The organism is Dyadobacter sp. SG02 (assembly GCF_900109045.1).
Lineage (GTDB): Bacteria > Bacteroidota > Bacteroidia > Cytophagales > Spirosomataceae > Dyadobacter.
Map to the genome: position 1 here is coordinate 533,633 of NZ_FNYL01000001.1, position 15,762 is coordinate 549,394.

General features: G+C 51.3%; 18 protein-coding genes. 11 read left to right on the plus strand and 7 right to left on the minus strand.

Translation table 11 applies throughout. The features are described 5' to 3' along the window. Positions 1 to 7 precede the first annotated feature (7 nt). The 3 genes from BMW93_RS02320 to BMW93_RS02330 are packed head-to-tail and all read right to left on the minus strand — an operon-like array spanning position 8 to position 2,602. Positions 8 to 427 carry a thioesterase family protein gene (locus tag BMW93_RS02320; RefSeq protein ID WP_090373563.1) on the minus strand — a complete coding sequence of 140 codons (420 nt, stop codon included), beginning with the start codon at positions 425 to 427 and terminating at the stop codon, positions 8 to 10. A 2-nt stretch (positions 428 to 429) separates the two neighbouring features. Beyond that, positions 430 to 1,467, minus strand: coding sequence for an endolytic transglycosylase MltG (mltG, locus tag BMW93_RS02325; protein ID WP_090373564.1), 1,038 nt, complete (start codon positions 1,465 to 1,467; stop codon positions 430 to 432). Between the two features lie 55 nt (positions 1,468 to 1,522). Then, positions 1,523 to 2,602, minus strand: a complete 1,080-nt coding sequence (locus tag BMW93_RS02330; RefSeq protein ID WP_090373565.1) for an Ldh family oxidoreductase — start codon at positions 2,600 to 2,602, stop codon at positions 1,523 to 1,525. 68 nt (positions 2,603 to 2,670) lie between these two features. Here BMW93_RS02330 and BMW93_RS02335 point away from each other — a divergent pair, with 68 nt between their 5' ends. From BMW93_RS02335 to BMW93_RS02355, 5 genes are all read left to right on the plus strand, one after another. Further along, complete coding sequence (locus BMW93_RS02335; RefSeq protein ID WP_090373566.1) at positions 2,671 to 3,294, plus strand: DUF502 domain-containing protein; 624 nt, start codon at positions 2,671 to 2,673, stop codon at positions 3,292 to 3,294. A gap of 87 nt (positions 3,295 to 3,381) precedes the next feature. Beyond that, positions 3,382 to 3,996: a hypothetical protein gene (locus BMW93_RS02340; RefSeq protein WP_090373567.1), complete on the plus strand. Its 615-nt coding sequence runs from the start codon at positions 3,382 to 3,384 to the stop codon at positions 3,994 to 3,996. A gap of 23 nt (positions 3,997 to 4,019) precedes the next feature. Next, on the plus strand, positions 4,020 to 5,255 hold the full coding sequence (locus tag BMW93_RS02345) for a 3-phosphoshikimate 1-carboxyvinyltransferase (RefSeq protein WP_090373568.1): 1,236 nt from the start codon (positions 4,020 to 4,022) through the stop codon (positions 5,253 to 5,255). Positions 5,256 to 5,279: 24 nt separating this feature from the next. Beyond that, complete coding sequence (locus tag BMW93_RS02350) at positions 5,280 to 6,875, plus strand: FMN-binding glutamate synthase family protein (RefSeq protein WP_090373569.1); 1,596 nt, start codon at positions 5,280 to 5,282, stop codon at positions 6,873 to 6,875. Positions 6,876 to 6,959: 84 nt separating this feature from the next. Then, a complete protein-coding gene (locus tag BMW93_RS02355) occupies positions 6,960 to 8,624 on the plus strand; it encodes a S8 family peptidase (RefSeq protein WP_090373570.1) in 1,665 nt (554 codons plus the stop codon). Here the strand turns inward: BMW93_RS02355 and BMW93_RS02360 are convergent. After that, positions 8,611 to 9,150, minus strand: a complete 540-nt coding sequence (locus tag BMW93_RS02360) for an NUDIX hydrolase (protein WP_090373571.1) — start codon at positions 9,148 to 9,150, stop codon at positions 8,611 to 8,613. The genes BMW93_RS02355 and BMW93_RS02360 overlap by 14 nt on opposite strands. 77 nt (positions 9,151 to 9,227) lie before the next feature. Between BMW93_RS02360 and BMW93_RS02365 the strand changes: the two genes are divergently transcribed. Then, positions 9,228 to 10,136, plus strand: a complete 909-nt coding sequence (locus BMW93_RS02365; RefSeq protein ID WP_090373572.1) for a DUF2911 domain-containing protein — start codon at positions 9,228 to 9,230, stop codon at positions 10,134 to 10,136. A 54-nt stretch (positions 10,137 to 10,190) separates the two neighbouring features. On the opposite strand, the gene BMW93_RS02370 is transcribed toward BMW93_RS02365, so the two are convergent. Genes BMW93_RS02370 through BMW93_RS02380 form a run of 3 tightly spaced genes read right to left on the minus strand, consistent with a single transcriptional unit; the run spans position 10,191 to position 12,070 of the window. Next, the gene (locus BMW93_RS02370) at positions 10,191 to 10,799 is read right to left on the minus strand and encodes a trimeric intracellular cation channel family protein (RefSeq protein ID WP_090373573.1); all 609 of its coding nucleotides are present in this window, start codon (positions 10,797 to 10,799) and stop codon (positions 10,191 to 10,193) included. A 13-nt stretch (positions 10,800 to 10,812) separates the two neighbouring features. Continuing rightward, the gene (locus BMW93_RS02375) at positions 10,813 to 11,634 is read right to left on the minus strand and encodes a thymidylate synthase (RefSeq protein WP_090373574.1); all 822 of its coding nucleotides are present in this window, start codon (positions 11,632 to 11,634) and stop codon (positions 10,813 to 10,815) included. 7 nt (positions 11,635 to 11,641) lie between these two features. Continuing rightward, on the minus strand, positions 11,642 to 12,070 hold the full coding sequence (locus BMW93_RS02380) for an OsmC family protein (RefSeq protein ID WP_090373575.1): 429 nt from the start codon (positions 12,068 to 12,070) through the stop codon (positions 11,642 to 11,644). A gap of 201 nt (positions 12,071 to 12,271) precedes the next feature. Between BMW93_RS02380 and BMW93_RS02385 the strand changes: the two genes are divergently transcribed. The 5 genes from BMW93_RS02385 to BMW93_RS02405 are packed head-to-tail and all read left to right on the plus strand — an operon-like array spanning position 12,272 to position 15,760. Continuing rightward, on the plus strand, positions 12,272 to 12,508 hold the full coding sequence (locus tag BMW93_RS02385) for a 4a-hydroxytetrahydrobiopterin dehydratase (protein ID WP_090373870.1): 237 nt from the start codon (positions 12,272 to 12,274) through the stop codon (positions 12,506 to 12,508). Further along, positions 12,505 to 13,209, plus strand: a complete 705-nt coding sequence (gene rsmI, locus BMW93_RS02390; RefSeq protein WP_090373576.1) for a 16S rRNA (cytidine(1402)-2'-O)-methyltransferase — start codon at positions 12,505 to 12,507, stop codon at positions 13,207 to 13,209. Before BMW93_RS02385 ends, rsmI begins: the two co-directional genes overlap by 4 nt. Continuing rightward, positions 13,199 to 14,428: a DUF4105 domain-containing protein gene (locus BMW93_RS02395; protein WP_090373577.1), complete on the plus strand. Its 1,230-nt coding sequence runs from the start codon at positions 13,199 to 13,201 to the stop codon at positions 14,426 to 14,428. The genes rsmI and BMW93_RS02395 overlap by 11 nt, the downstream gene beginning before the upstream one ends. Continuing rightward, complete coding sequence (locus BMW93_RS02400; RefSeq protein WP_090373578.1) at positions 14,394 to 15,188, plus strand: inositol monophosphatase family protein; 795 nt, start codon at positions 14,394 to 14,396, stop codon at positions 15,186 to 15,188. Before BMW93_RS02395 ends, BMW93_RS02400 begins: the two co-directional genes overlap by 35 nt. A 35-nt stretch (positions 15,189 to 15,223) precedes the next feature. Then, entirely contained in the window at positions 15,224 to 15,760 is a 537-nt protein-coding gene (locus BMW93_RS02405; RefSeq protein ID WP_090373579.1) for a YfiT family bacillithiol transferase, read from the plus strand. The last annotated feature ends 2 nt before the right edge of the window (positions 15,761 to 15,762 follow it).

Consider the following 15,762-nt stretch of genomic DNA (forward strand, 5'->3'; position numbering starts at 1 on the left):
CCGCGTGTTATCCCTTCGGTTCAAAATAGGGTTTCAGTTTTTCTAGCAGCTTGTCGGGCGCCGGACATAATTTGCCGGTATCCATTCGCTGGAAAACCAATGTCGTATCCCCGGTATTGAGCAAAACACGTTCCTGGTTGCGGATTTCATAAGCAAACCGGATGCGTACGCCGGGCAATTCCTCAATTTTAACCAAAATATTCAGCTCGTCGTCGTAGCGGGCTGGTTTCAGGTATTTGTAGTGGCATTCATAAACCGGCATCATTACGCCCGAATCTTCCATCGCTTTATAATGAAAATCCAGGCTGCGCAATGCCTCCACCCTGCCGATCTCGTAATACCGGGCATAATTTCCGTAATACACATATCCCATCTGGTCGGTATCGGCATACCTCACCCTGATGCCCTTTACTTCGTGAACAAACATCCTTACTTCATGATTTTCAACCGGTTCAACTCAGCCTGGTAAAGGCGTGCATTGTTGAGGTGGTCGGAGTAATTGGTGGCAAAAGCGTGGTAGTTGGAAAGATCCGCTTTGGCACACATATAAATATAGTCGTGCTTTTCGTAGTTCAGTACCGCATCCAGCGAGTTGAAATCCGCAACGCGGATCGGCCCCGGAGGCAAGCCGGTATTAATGTAAGTATTGTAAGGCGATTTGATCATTAACTGCTGGTTCAGGATGCGTTTGATAGCGAAATCCTGCAACGCGAATTTAATCGTCGGGTCCGCCTGCAGTGGCATGTTAGCGTGCAAGCGGTTGATATACAAACCTGCTACACGCGGGCGCTCGTCGACTTTACGCGCCTGCTCTTCTTCTACAATGGAAGCCAGAATGGAAACCTGAACGGGTGTCAGGCCAATTTCCTTGGCCTTGGCGACTTTCTCGTCAGACCAATACTTTTTGTACTCGCTGTGCATGCGGTCGAGAAATTTCTCGGTGCCGGTTGTCCAGTAGATTTCGTAGGTGTTGGGCAGGAACATCGATACGATCGTCAGCGTATCGAGACCATATTTATTACAAACCGCCGGGTCGTTCAGTGCCTTGCGGAAATTATCTTCCCCAAATTCAAAACGGGAACCGATGCGTTTGATCAGGTCCTCTTTCAGGCGGATATTGTTGAATGTCAATTTCACCGCGTCCTGGTTCCCCGAAGACAACTTTTTAAGCGCGTCATAGTTGTTGCTTTTAGCCTTGATCACATACCGGCCAGGCTTCACCTTTTCAGTATAATTTAAAAATTTAGCCAAAAACTGGAACGAGATGTGGTCATTAATCACATCATGCTTATTCAATGTATCCAGCACCGTTTTGTAGGTAGCGCCCTCGGGTATCAACAAAACGAAGCTCGATTCTTTGTCAGCCTGCAAGTTCGGCGTCCGGAAGATCTGCCAGAAATAAAAGGTAAATGTAGTGGCCAGGATCGCAATGGTGATAAACAACCCTATTCTAAAATTGCGCGACATATTTTTTTCAGCGGTCAGCCATCGGCGGTCGGCCGTCAGCTCTTGTTTTTAATATTTAGAAATTAATTTCAAATGGTATGCCGAACCGCTTCGCGAGCTCGTCGAGTGACAAAACTACCGGTTCGAGCAGTTTGATACCGTTCACACCGCGTTCGGCCTCCATTTCACGTTCGGGATCACCGGGGATCAATACTTTTTCGCCATCCACGGCCCGTGCGTTCCGGAATGCGCCGATCCATTTGTCCATATCAGCCTTGAACTCGTCGGCTGGCCGGAATCCGTCCACGCGCATCGCACCCAGGAAATGCCCGGTACCGAGCCCCACGCTTTGCTGCACACCCATAAAACCGGCGGTAGCGAACGGCGGCACCCACGGCCCAAAGTTAGCACCGGAAAGCACACCGGAAAAAATATCGACAATAGCGCCGAGGCCGTAACCTTTATGGCTGCCATGCTCGCGATCGGAGCCGAGTGGCAACAATCCGCCGCCGCTTTTTACGGCATTAGAATCGGTCGTAGGGTTACCATCGGCGTCTTGCGCCCACCCCAGCGGTGCCGGAAGGCCTTTTCTTTGCAAAATTTCGAACTTCCCGTAAGCCACTGCCGTCGATGCAAAGTCTGCCACAAAGGCAGGTTCTGTCAATGCGGGCACTGCAACGGCAATAGGGTTTGTGCCTAATAATTTATCCAGTGAGAAAGTCGGGGTAACAAGCGGTGCCGCATTCGTCATGGTCCAGCCGATCATATCCTTCTCCAAAGCCAGCATCGCATGGTAGCCCGCAATGCCAAAATGGTTTGAGTTTCTGACCGATACCCAGCCGGACCCTACTTTTTCGGCCTTTTCCATCGCAATTTCCATCGCTTTGGGTGCCACTACCAGCCCTAATCCCCGGTCGCCGTCGACCACGGCGGTACTCGGCGTTTCATAGGCAATGGTCACATTAGGCTTCGGGTTCAGGCGGCCATGGTCGTAAAGCCTTACATAACCTGCCAAACGGGCAATGCCGTGAGAATCCACCCCGCGCAAATCCGCGCTGACCAACACTTCGGAAGCCAGTCGGGCCTCTTCATGAGAACATCCTATCGCCAGAAAAACTTCTTCGGTAAAATGTTTTAAATAACTGGCCTGATACATATACGTCAAATATTGAACTTCTTGCTAATTTTACCGGGACCGCCAACCAGCGCGCCCGGCGTGCAAATATGGAAATTAAAAACTCATTCCTCAAACGCATCATCAGCTACTTCATCCGGGGACTTGTGCTGGTGGCGCCGCTATATGCGACGGCCCTGATCATCTGGTCGGGTGTGGAATACCTCGACAATATCCTTCCCATCGAAATACCGATCTCGAACCAACAGATGGTGTATCTTCCGGGCCTCGGCGTGCTGATCATCATTTTCGGCATTATCCTGCTCGGTTTCCTGTTCTCGACAATCGTCCCGCAGTCGTTTTTCAAATTCACGGAAAGCATTATGCGCCGCATTCCGCTGGTGAGTTTGATATACTATTCTATCAAAGACCTCATTCTGGCGTTTGTCGGGGATAAAAAGAAGTTCAACCAGCCCGTGCTGGTGACGATGTATAAGGACACCGACATTAAAAAAATCGGTTTCATTACCCAAACCGACCTCAGCCACCTCAAAATCGCCGACCACGTGGCGGTGTACATGCCCCTCTCCTATTCGCTTTCAGGCGAGCTTTTCATCGTTCCCGCCGATAATGTGACACCGGTCGACGCCAAAGCGACGGATGTGATGAAGATGCTTGTGTCCGGTGGTGTATCTGTAAAGGTTTCAAAGGAAGAAACGGCTGAGGACGACTAGTTTAACGCGTTTTTAATAAGCAACAATGCAACAGTTGTGCCCGTTTAAGAGAATGATTCCCTATATTTGAACCATTCTTTTAGTACTATGAGACTACTCCTTCCCATTGTCGTTTTGCTGTTCCTGGGGAATATCAAAGCATGGTCGCAAGACCATTATGACCCTAAAAAAACCCTTTCCAGCGAAGAACTCTTTCTGAAACAGGGCAGCAGCAGCCGGGTAATCGCTACGCCGGGACAGAAATATCTGGTACTCGATGCTTCCCCTGTTATCGGCGGCTTTCACAGATACCGGTTCTTTCCGGGCGACAATATCAAGTTCCGGATGAAGAACGAAACGATCCGTTTCAATGAAACGATCGCGTCCGTTGATGACGCTGCATTTACCATCGGTGTGGTGAACGAAGCCGTAGGCCGGATGGACTACCAGAGAATATTGCTCGAAGACATTCGCCTTTTGAAAGTTTCCAAAAGGATTCCGTTCGTTTCACAGGCAGCTCCATTGCTTCCACTGGCCGGTTTGATCTTCATCGGAGCCGATTTCTTCAACAAAGGCATCGACAATAAACGCTACACGACCGACACTTCCACGCTCGTCATCGGCGGTTCGCTCATGGCTGCGGGGTATATTTGTTATAAATTCACATTCGCTTCCCTGAAAATCAATAACAGGAATAAGCTGAAAGTGCTTGAAACCTATTAATTGCGAAACACCATATCTGAAAAGTGAAATCCATTCTCGTTCATCCCCCCCAACAATCCATACGTGCAGAAATACAGCTTGCCGCATCCAAAAGTGAATGTAACCGCGCGCTGATCATCAATGCGCTCACCGGTTTCCAGTCCGAGCTGACCAACATTTCCGAAGCCCGCGACTCGCAGACGATGCTCCGCCTGCTCAATTCCAGCGATGCGGTAGCGGACGTGATCGACGCAGGAACCACCATGCGCTTTCTGACGGCGTACTTTGCCGTAACCAACCAGAAGAAAACCATGACCGGCACGCCTCGTATGTGCGAGCGCCCGATTGGGATACTCGTGGATGCGCTGCGCAAGCTCGGGGCGGATATTACCTACGAAAAAGTGGAAGGCTACCCGCCGCTCCAACTGAATGGCTTCAATTATTCGGGCAACAATGAGCTCACCATGCGCGGCGATGTGAGCAGTCAGTACATATCTGCATTGCTGATGATCGCGCCGCAGTTACCCGCCGGTTTGAAAATCAAACTGGAAGGCGAAGTAGGTTCAAGACCTTATATTGAAATGACTTTGAACCAGATGGCACATTTCGGTATCGAATACATCGCCGACTGGGAGCATAATGTACTCACTATCCCGCCATTCAAATACCAACCCAAACCTTACGCCATCGAATCCGACTGGTCGGGTGCGAGCTATTGGTACAGCATTGTAGCATTGGCCGCCGACGCGGAAGTGGAGTTATTGGGATTGAAGAAAGACTCGCTGCAAGGCGACAGTGCCATCGTCGACATTATGCGTCACCTCGGTGTGGAAAGCGTATTCACCGACCGCGGCGTACTGTTGACCAAAATCCCTGCGAAAGCATCATTGGGCTGGGATTTCACCAACTGCCCTGATCTGGCTCAAACCGTGGTTGTTATTTGCGCGATCAAAAAGATCCGCCTTTCACTGACCGGGGTGGAAAGTCTTAAAATCAAAGAAACCGACCGCATTTTCGCATTGCAACAGGAGCTCAAAAAGCTGGGAGCGGAATTGAATGAAGTTGAAAAAGACCATTTATACGAAGTAACGACCCTCACCGACATCCCTACCGATCCGGTGCCGTCCATTCACACCTACGACGACCACCGTATGGCGATGGCGTTCGCGCCCGTGGGTATGGTCAGCGAAATCCTGATCGAAGAGCCCGGCGTAGTCGTAAAATCCTATCCCGGTTACTGGAAAGACCTCGCGAAGGTTACCACCTGGGAAGAAGTTTAGAATATTCACCATCTGGAATTGTTTATGGAAACTGTCTGGTCGTTCCTGGCATCCGTGCCTGTCTGGCTTTATATTATCCTGGCCATCGCCGCCATTATCGCGCTCAGGGATATTTTACAAAAGAGGCACACCATTCAGCATAACTTTCCACTGGTAGGGCATTTCCGGTACATGATCGAGACGATCGGGCCGGAGCTGCGCCAATACATTGTAGCCAACAACCGGGAAGAGCTGCCGTTCAACCGCCGGCAGCGCTCCTGGATCTACGCTTCTTCCAAAAAAGAGAACAACTACCAGGGCTTCGGCACCGACCAGAATATGCAGGAAGCGGGTTATGTGCTCATCAAGCCTTCAATGTTGCCCTACCGCGTGGATTCGACCCACAGCCACCACGTCAAAAACGGCAACGATCCCCACCATTACACCATTCCGAGTGCCAAAGTCATAGGCGCGTACCACCGACGCAAGCGCCCGTATCGCCCGCGTTCGGTCGTGAACGTGAGCGCGATGAGCTATGGATCGCTCTCCGCACGTGCCATCGAATCTCTGAACAAGGGCTCTTTCAAATTTGGCAACTACCATAATACCGGCGAAGGCGGCCTCTCGCCTTACCACAAATTTGGGGCGGATGTGGTTTTTAATATGGGCACGTCCTATTTCGGCGTGCGCGACCACGACGGAAATTTTGTGATGGAAAAGCTGGTGAAGCTGATGCAGAACAACCCGACCGTGCGAATGATCGAGCTGAAACTCTCGCAAGGGGCCAAACCCGGCAAGGGCGGCGTGCTGCCGGCCAGCAAGATTACGGCCGAAATCGCCGAAATCCGCGGCGTACCGATCGGTAAGGACGTTGTTTCACCTCCCTACCACAGCGCATTCTCGAATGTCCGCGAAATGATCGATTTTATCGAAGCCATGGCTGCGGAAACAGGTTTGCCGGTAGGTATCAAATCGGCAGTGGGTAAAACGGAAATGTGGGAAGAACTGGCCGACCTGATGGTCGAAACCGGCAAAGGCCCCGACTTTATTACCATTGATGGCGGTGAAGGTGGCACCGGCGCGGCACCTCCGTCTTTTGCAGATCACGTGTCGCTGCCACTCGTTTTTGCATTCAGCACCGTTTACAAAATATTCCAGAAACATAACCTGAACGATAAGATCACCTTCATTGCTTCGGGTAAACTCGGGCTTCCCGCTCAGGCTGTGATGGCATTCGCAATGGGTGCGGACATTATCAATGTGGCGCGCGAGGCAATGCTTTCGATAGGCTGCATTCAGGCGCAAACCTGCCATACCAACCGCTGCCCGACCGGCATTGCCACCAACAACAAATGGCTGGAATCGGGCATCGATCCCACATTAAAAAGCGAGCGCTTCAACAACTATATGAAGACGCTGGCAAAGGAGATCATCGAAATCACGCACGCCGCGGGTTATGAGCATCCGTGCCAGTTCGGGATGGCGGATATCGATATTTCAATGGGCGATAACAACAAAACCATTACCCTCGCCGATAATTATGGTTATCTTAAAACCGTCGTACCTTTCTCCGACATGAAAGCATTGCTAGAATGCGATCACCTCGGGGGCCGGGATATACCGGGCGAAAAAGTAGCCTGACCGCAGGATATTCCTCCACACTTTTGCTTTGGGAGAAGTATATGGAAACAGAAGCCGCAAACGTTGCCTTCATAAAACGCGTCCATGAAAAAAACTCTACTGCTTACCGTATTAACATTTCTAATCGCCGAAGGCGTTGTTTTCTCGCAGAGTAATCCGAGATACCTGTTGTTGTTTAAAGACAAAAGCAACAGTACCTATTCCGTCGACAAGCCCACTGAATTTCTTTCCCAAAGGTCTGTCGACCGGCGTAAAAAGCAGAACATCGCCATCACCACAAACGATTTCCCGGTCAATCAGGGCTACCTGTTTGCGATAACTCAAACCGGGGCGAAGGTGATCTACCCGAGTCGATGGTTCAATGGTGCATTGGTGGAAGCTTCGGACGCACAGCTTGCACAGATCAAGACTTTACCGTTTTACAAAGGAATTGAGCTGAACCTGCCCGTTGCCAATATCACTTCCAAATCACCCGGTATTGCCCGCACCGATGCTACAAACCGGAAATTGGGCACAACCGAGGATGTCGATTACGGCAAAATGAATGCGCAGCTGGCATTGATGGAAGTGGCTGATATGCACAAAAAAGGCTTCCAGGGCGAGAATATGCTCATTGCCATTCTCGACAACGGCTTTGCCAAAGGCGATGAAGTAGCCTATTTCAAACAGCTCCGCGACGAAAAGCGAATTGTCGACTCCCACGATTTCGTGGCCCGCGACGGTAATATCTATAACGACGGCTTCCACGGCCTGAACGTCATGTCGACGATCGCAGGTTACTTACCCGGCACATTGGTAGGTACTGCGTTCAAGGCGTCATTTGCATTGTATGTTACCGAAAACAACTTCGGCGAATCTCCCTACGAGGAAATCACCTGGCTCATGGCAGCCGAACGCGCCGATAGCCTCGGCGCCGATGTGATCAACTCCTCACTGGGCTACACCACATTCGACGACGAATTCGACTCGCCTGCTTATAACCATACCTACAAGGACATGGACGGTAAAACGACGATCGTCAGCCGCGCCGCGCGTTACGCCACGCGCAAGGGGATTCTGGTTGTCAACTCCGCCGGAAATGACGGTAACGATACCTGGAAATACATTGGCGCACCTGCGGATGTGGATTCGGTACTGACAGTAGGCGCCACCAACTACGACCGCAGCTATTCTTCACTAAGCTCCGTCGGCCCCAATGCGGCGCAACAGCAAAAGCCGGATGTCGCGGCGGTCGGTGCGGGAACGATCATCGGCGATCTTGGTGGAGGCGCCTCCAGCGGGTATGGCACTTCATTTTCAGCGCCGCAAATTGCAGGTGTTGCCGCCATCCTCTGGCAGGCATTCCCTAACCTGACGGCACAGCAGGTTATTTATGTATTGAAAAAATCGGGGCACCTGGCTGCGACGCCCGACAATTTTCTGGGTTATGGCGTTCCAAACCTCGTTAAGGCGCAGGAAATCGTGCAAAACGAGTTCGCTCCGCTGGGTACCGAAGGGGAACTGTTACGCGATGTCATCCTTTCCCCCAATCCGGCGCAGGACGAAGTGACACTTACCATCCCGCAAACCCTGATTGGGAAAATGGCCAAGGTGGGTCTCTATGCCGCAAACGGTGCCACGATGCATTCGGCCACTACGCGACTTCCTGCCAAACACACCGTTGCAACAGGCCAGCTTGCTTCCGGAATCTATCTGATCCGCATCAAAGTGGACAATCAGGAGCGCACGCTGAAATTTATAAAGCGGTAGTTTTCCTCACCATCCGCATAATCGACTCGGAATCGTTGGAATGCTGAACCTGCGAAACGGGTACCCATTGCACGTCTTTCGATTCGCTGTTCAATACGATTTCCTGGCCCCCGGCGGCTTTGAATGCGAAGCGGATGTCGTAATGGTAATGCTCGGGAATGTCTTTATTGGCGGGAATCAAATGCACGTCCACGTCGAAAATACCGGCTCGCAATGCCTGCAAATCGGTGATACCGGTTTCTTCCATTACTTCTTTCATCGCCACTTCCCGCACGTCGGGATCGCCGTCGCAATGGCCGCCGGGCTGGAACCAGCGGTCGAGCTTGCGGTCGTGCATGAGCAGTACCGCATCTTTCCCCGGCGAAAGCACCCAGCCGGAAGCCGTGATATGCCCTTTCAGCAGGCTGCGTTCGAAACACTCGGGATGCCCTTTCACAAAATCGACCGTATCATTATGCATTTCAGCCTCTAAGCCCTGCTCCGGTTCGTACGATGCGAGCAATGCGAGCAAACTGTCCCTTTTCATTTAGACTATCTGGTTTTTTCGTTCTAATTTCACCACAAGTTTAACAACTGAAAGCAATAAACCACCTTATTCAAGCAATGAAAAAGTATCTATTATCCATGTCCCTCGCTGCCCTGCTGGCGACCGGCTCTATCGCACAACGCGTGCCCGCGCCCAGCCCCGCAGCCACTGTAATGCAAACCGTTGGTGTAACCGATTTCACCGTCAAATATTCCCGCCCGTTCCTCAAAGGCCGCAAAGTATTCGCCGACGGCTCTACGCTCGCTCCTTACGATCAAATCTGGCGCACCGGTGCTAACATGGCCACGATTTTCGAATCCAGCACCGAGTTTACATTCGGCGGCAAAAAAGTACCTGCGGGCAAGTATGCATTGTTTTCGATCCCCAATGGCGCTGCGTGGACAGTGATTTTGAATAAAAACTATAACCAGGGTGGCAGCGACGCCTACAAAGAATCTGAGGACGTTGCCCGCACAATGGTAGTACCGACTTCGAGCGAATTCACCGAAGCATTCAAAATCGAGATCGAGCCGGTAACCGATAGCACAGCGCTGTTGAACCTCTCGTGGTCGTCGGTGACTGTACCTGTGCCCCTCGCCGTAAGCACCGAGTCGCTTACAATGACTGCATTGAACAAAGCCGTAGCCGAAAAACCAGAGGACGTAGCCACATTGCAGAGCACGGCCGCTTATATGCTTTCCAAAGGCAAGGATTTACAAGTAGCATTGTCGCTGGCCGACAAAGCGATCGGTTTGAAAGAGTCATTCGGCGCATTGTGGACCAAAGCGCAGATTTTGAACAAACTGGGAAAAACCGCCGAAGCGGTTCCCGTAGCCCAAAAAGCATTGACGGTAGGCGCAGCCGCACCGGACGGAGCCTACAATTTTTACAAGCCACAAGTTGAAAAAGCCATCGCCGAAATGCAGGCCAAAGCTGCACCGGCTGTGAAAGAAGCTGTTTCAACAGTTAAAAAGAAGAAGAAATAGTATTAATAGAGTAAGAATATCGAGCGCCGCCGGATCATCTCCGGCGGTTTCTTTTTATCTGAAAAACCGGGGAACACTCCATTGATAACGCACCGCCAGTATCCTTAATACGATAATGACAACGGCCGACGAAATGAATGTGGTATTGCGCTCTACACCTAAACTATCGAGGATCAGGTAAACACAGGCACCGGTAAAGCACGCCGTCGCGTACACTTCCTTCCGGTAAATGATCGGGATTTCGTTCGTCATCACATCCCGGATCACCCCGCCCATAGTGGCCGTGAAAACGCCCATGATCACGGCAATCTCCGGCCTGACGCCCAAATGCAAGGCCTTTTCAGTCCCTACCAAAGTAAAAAGCGCGATCCCGAACGTATCGAACAGGAACAACGTCTTTCGCAGCCTTAGCAGGAATTTGTAGAAAATAAATGTGACGAGAATCCCCAGGATAATGGCGTGGATGATCGTGATGTCATTGATCCAGACCAGCGGGTAACTTCCCAACAGCACATCGCGCAGCGTACCGCCACCGATGGACGAAATAAAGGCTGTGAAGCTCGCACCAAACCAATCCTGGTGCTTCTGATCCTTCACAGCCAATGCGCCGGAGATCGCGAATGCGAATGTTCCGACAATCTCTAATATGTATTGAATGCTCATCCCGAGACGAGGGTTACACCGCTACCGGAGCCTTGATACCCGGCCATGGGTTGTAATTCCGGAGCTCGAAATCCTCGAATTTGAAATCCAGCACGTTCTTCACTTCCGGGTTCAAAATCAATTGAGGCAATTCGCGCGGTTCACGGCCGAGTTGCGTTTCCACCTGTTCCAAATGGTTGAGGTAAATGTGGGTATCGCCGCCCGTCCAGACAAAATCGCCCAGGTCGAGGTCGCATTCGCGGGCGATCATCATCGTGAGCAATGCATAGCTGGCAATGTTGAACGGTACGCCAAGGAAAACATCCGCGCTGCGCTGATAGAGCTGGCACGAAAGCTTCCCTTTCGTCTCACCGGCGTCGGTATCAGGCGGCGCCACGTAAAACTGGAACAATGCATGGCATGGGTGGAGCTTCATTTGCGGAAGTTCCGAAGGGTTCCAGGCCGAAACAATGATCCTGCGCGAATCAGGCGAGTTTTTGAGTTGTTTCAAAACCTCCTGCAACTGGTCAACGGATTTCCCGTCGGCTCCTTCCCAGCTCCGCCATTGCTTGCCGTACACCGGTCCCAGGTCACCGTTTTCATCGGCCCATTCGTCCCAGATCGACACGCCGTGCTCTTTGAGGTAACCGATATTGGTATCGCCCTGCAAAAACCATAACAGCTCGTGAATGATCGATTTGGTATGTACCTTTTTGGTCGTCACCAACGGGAAACCCTTTTTGAGGTCGAAACGCATCTGGTATCCGAACACGCTGATCGTGCCGGTGCCGGTCCTGTCGGTTTTCCTGACACCTTCTTTCAGGATATGGCGCAGCAGGTCGTGGTATTGTTGCATGATTTATCTAAACTGAGGCGATTTCAACGTCATAAGTAATGGTGGCCAGCGCTTCCAACTGAGCGGTAGCGGAGCAGTATTTCTCCATGGAAAGGCCGATCGCGCGCTGGATCTTGGCCTCGTCGAGGTTCACACCAGCGAATTTGAATGTCAAATGGATCTTACGGAACGGCTTGCGCTGGGTATCCGGCTCCTGCTCGCGGTCACCGTCGGCAACGATGCGGAAATCGGTGATTTCCTGGCGCTGTTTTTTGAGGATCAGTACCACATCAATGGCGCTGCAACTTGCGAGGCCCATCAGCAACAGCTCCATCGGCCTCACGCCGAGGTTCTGGCCACCGATTTCGGGAGAGCCGTCGGTATGTACTTTTACTTCGGAGGAACCGGTGCCTTCGAAATGGAAGGCGTCATTTACGCGGACTAGTTCTACTTTCATAATGGTTGCCTTCTGTTCCGAAGGCTGTCTTTGATTAATCTATAACCTCTTAAGCTTTTACACCCGGCCAAAGTTCAAATATACTCGATCGGTATGGATTCGGCCAGATTAACCTTATATTCGTTTCCGGAAATCCAGCCATGCGGTGTCGAATGGCACGAGTATTTTGACCCGGAAAAGCACATCAAAATCGTAGAAACCATGTGGCAGGAAGAAGATAACAAACTCAAAAAAAGCTTTTCGTTCAAGGATTTCCGCGAAGCTTTTGCTTTTATGAACAAAGTGGCCGATGTTGTGAACGAAATGGACCATCATCCCTACTGGACGAATATGTACAATAAGGTCAGTTTTGAATTGAATACCCATGATGCCGGCGACACCGTAACCGAAAAGGACCACATGCTGGCCGCGGCGATCGACAGGATTTATAACGCATGAAACTTTACATAGTACCCACGCCGATCGGCAACCTCGAAGACATTACATTAAGGGCTATCAACGTGCTGAAAAGCGTTGACGCGGTCCTGGCGGAAGATACCCGTACCTCCGGGAACCTGCTCAAACACCTGGGCATTTCGAAGCCCCTGCACAGCTACCACATTCACAACGAGCACCAGACCGTCGCACGCGTAGTGGAGCGCATCCGCAAGGGCGAGACGATGGCACTCGTTTCCGACGCCGGCACGCCCGCCGTTTCCGACCCCGGGTTCCTGCTCGTGCGCGCTTGCCTGCGTGAGGGCGTACCCGTGGAATGCCTGCCCGGGCCTACCGCGTTCGTCCCCGCGCTGGTCAACTCCGGCCTTCCCGCCGACCGGTTCACATTCGAAGGTTTCCTGCCCCATAAAAAAGGACGGCAAACCCGTCTGCAAAACCTGGCCAACGAGGAGCGGACAATGATTTTCTACGAATCACCACACCGGCTCGTGAAAGCGTTGCAGCAATTCGCCGAGCATTTCGGGGCCGACAGGCAGGTGTGCGTTTCGAGGGAATTGAGTAAAATGTTTGAAGAAAATGTGCGCGGGACGGTTACGGAAGTGATAGCCCATTTTGGCGACAAACCTGTAAAAGGCGAAATTGTGATCGTTGTTTCAGGCAAGGCCGATGAAAAGAAAAAACCGAATGACGAAGATGAGGATTGAACATTTAAGGTTAGTTACATTAATCTGCCTTCTATGGCTGATCAGGCCAGTTGCTTCGCAGGCGCAGTTCGGTATCCTCAGCCCTTCGGCGAAAATCAGCCTCATTACCGTGGCGCCGGGAACGGAGCTGTATTCCGGCTTCGGGCACAGCATACTTTGGGTTTTCGATCCTTCGACGGGCGTCGACCGGGCATTCAATTACGGCACATTCAGTTTCAAGGAAGGTAATTTTTATGTTAAATTCCTGAGAGGTACATTACCTTACAGCGTCTCCGTGTCGCCACTCTCCTATCAGGTCGAATTTTACAGAGAAGAGGGCCGCTCCATTTCCGAGCAGGTACTAAACCTCTCCATTCCCCAGAAACAAAGACTTTACAACTTTCTCGAAAACAATTACCTGCCCGAGAACCGCGAATATCAATACAAGTTCTTTTACGACAACTGCGCGACCCGTATGACCGTCGCATTGAAATCGGCCGTTGGGGACAGCCTGATTTACAATGGGTATACCAAAGAAAAACGGAGCTTCCGCCAGTGGATCGACCTGTATGCATTCAAACAAAACCCCTGGGCCGATTTTGGCATGGACCTGGCCATAGGTGCACCATCCGACGAGATCGCGACGCCCGAACAAGCCACATTCCTGCCCGACAACCTCGCTACGGCTTTCGCCGATGCGAAAGTCAAAACAGCCACAGGCACTGCTCCGTTGGTTTCATCGACCCGGCAGATATTCACTGCCGAACCACTTCCGGCCCCAAGTCCGCTGACACCTACCGTCGTTTTCTGGTCGCTGGCGATCCTTACCCTGGCATTCACTTACTGGCAAATCCGTACCGAACGAATCAATTTTGTGTTCGACAAAGTGCTTTTCGGCATTGCAGGCTTTGCGGGGTGGTTAATTTTGCTGTTATGGTTCGGGACCAATCACGGCGTTACCAGCTGGAATTACGATGTACTCTGGGCATTTCCGCTCTGGATGCCGCTCATTTTCTCCCTTTCGAAAAACAAGAAGCCGAACTGGTTTCAATTCCTGTTGATTTTCTATGCATTCCTCTTACTTTGCGCGACGGGTAACCTCGCTAAGCATAATCTGGTGTTAATTCCCATCCTGGCGATGCTGATCATCAGGGTTTACTATATTAACAATTCACTTTCAAAAATTCCCCAAAAGGAAATTGCGTATGGATCTGGAGTTGCTGACACAAAAAACCATTGAAATAGTAAGGCTGGCGTCCTCATTTATCCAGCAGGAAGCGGCCCTTTTTTCTCGTGACAAAATCGAGTACAAAGACCTCAACAACCTGGTTTCGTATGTAGACAAGGAAGCCGAAAAGCTGCTCGTAGCCGGTTTGAAGGAGATCCTCCCGGAAGCCAGCTTCATTACCGAAGAAGGAACAACCGGCCAGGAGCCCGACCCCGAGGCATTGAACTGGATCATCGATCCGCTCGACGGCACCACCAATTTCATCCACGGCATTCCCGTGTATTGCGTGAGCGTAGGCCTTGCGCGCGGTAAGGAGCTTCTCGTAGGCGTTATCCATGAGCCAAGCCTGAACGAAATGTTCTACGGCTGGCAAGGTGGCGGAGCATGGTTGAATGGAAAAAACATCAAAATCTCAACAGTACCGACATTGGCCGACGCCCTCATCGCGACCGGCTTTCCCTATTACCGGTTCGAGAAGCAGAAGCGCTACATGTACATTCTCGAACTCCTGATGCAAAAGACCCACGGCATCCGCCGGATGGGCGCCGCAGCGGTGGATCTGGCATACGTGGCGGCTGGCCGTTTTGATGGCTTTTATGAATACAATCTCAATTCCTGGGATATGGCAGCAGGTACGCTGCTCATCAAGGAAGCAGGAGGTATTGTGACCGATTTCAAAGGCGGTGACAATTACCTGTTTGGAGGAGATATCATCGCAGCAGCACCGGGATCACACCCGGAGTTGGTGCAAGTCATCAGTGAAAATTTCTGAAAGTCATTCACACATTCACTCATTAAAATCTCACCATGGACCTTTACAACCTCCAATATCCGATCGGCGAATTCGAAGCCCGGAATAGCTATTCCCCTGCCGAAATCAAAACCAATATTCAGATTATCAGCGCATTGCCTTCCAAATTCATCAATTTACTGGGCAGCTGGGATGATCATAAGCTGGACACTCCTTATCGCCCGGACGGCTGGACGGTACGCCAACTGATCCACCACGTGGCCGACAGCCATATCAATGCCTATACCCGTTGCAGGCTGGCGATGACGGAGGATAATCCTACCATCAAACCTTACGAGGAGCATTTGTGGGCAGAATTGCCGGATGCCAAAACGGCACAGGTAGAGCTTTCGCTGCAACTGATCCGCTATGTGCATTTACGCTGGGTACTGTTGTTGAATTCACTCGATGAAAATGATCTGGCACGTACCTATTTCCACCCGGGTTCTCAAAAGTCATTCCGCCTCGATGAAGTGATTGCCAATTACGCGTGGCACAGCGAGCACCATTACCAACACGCATTCAGGCTGGCGCAGCGGAACAATTGGCAGTAAAA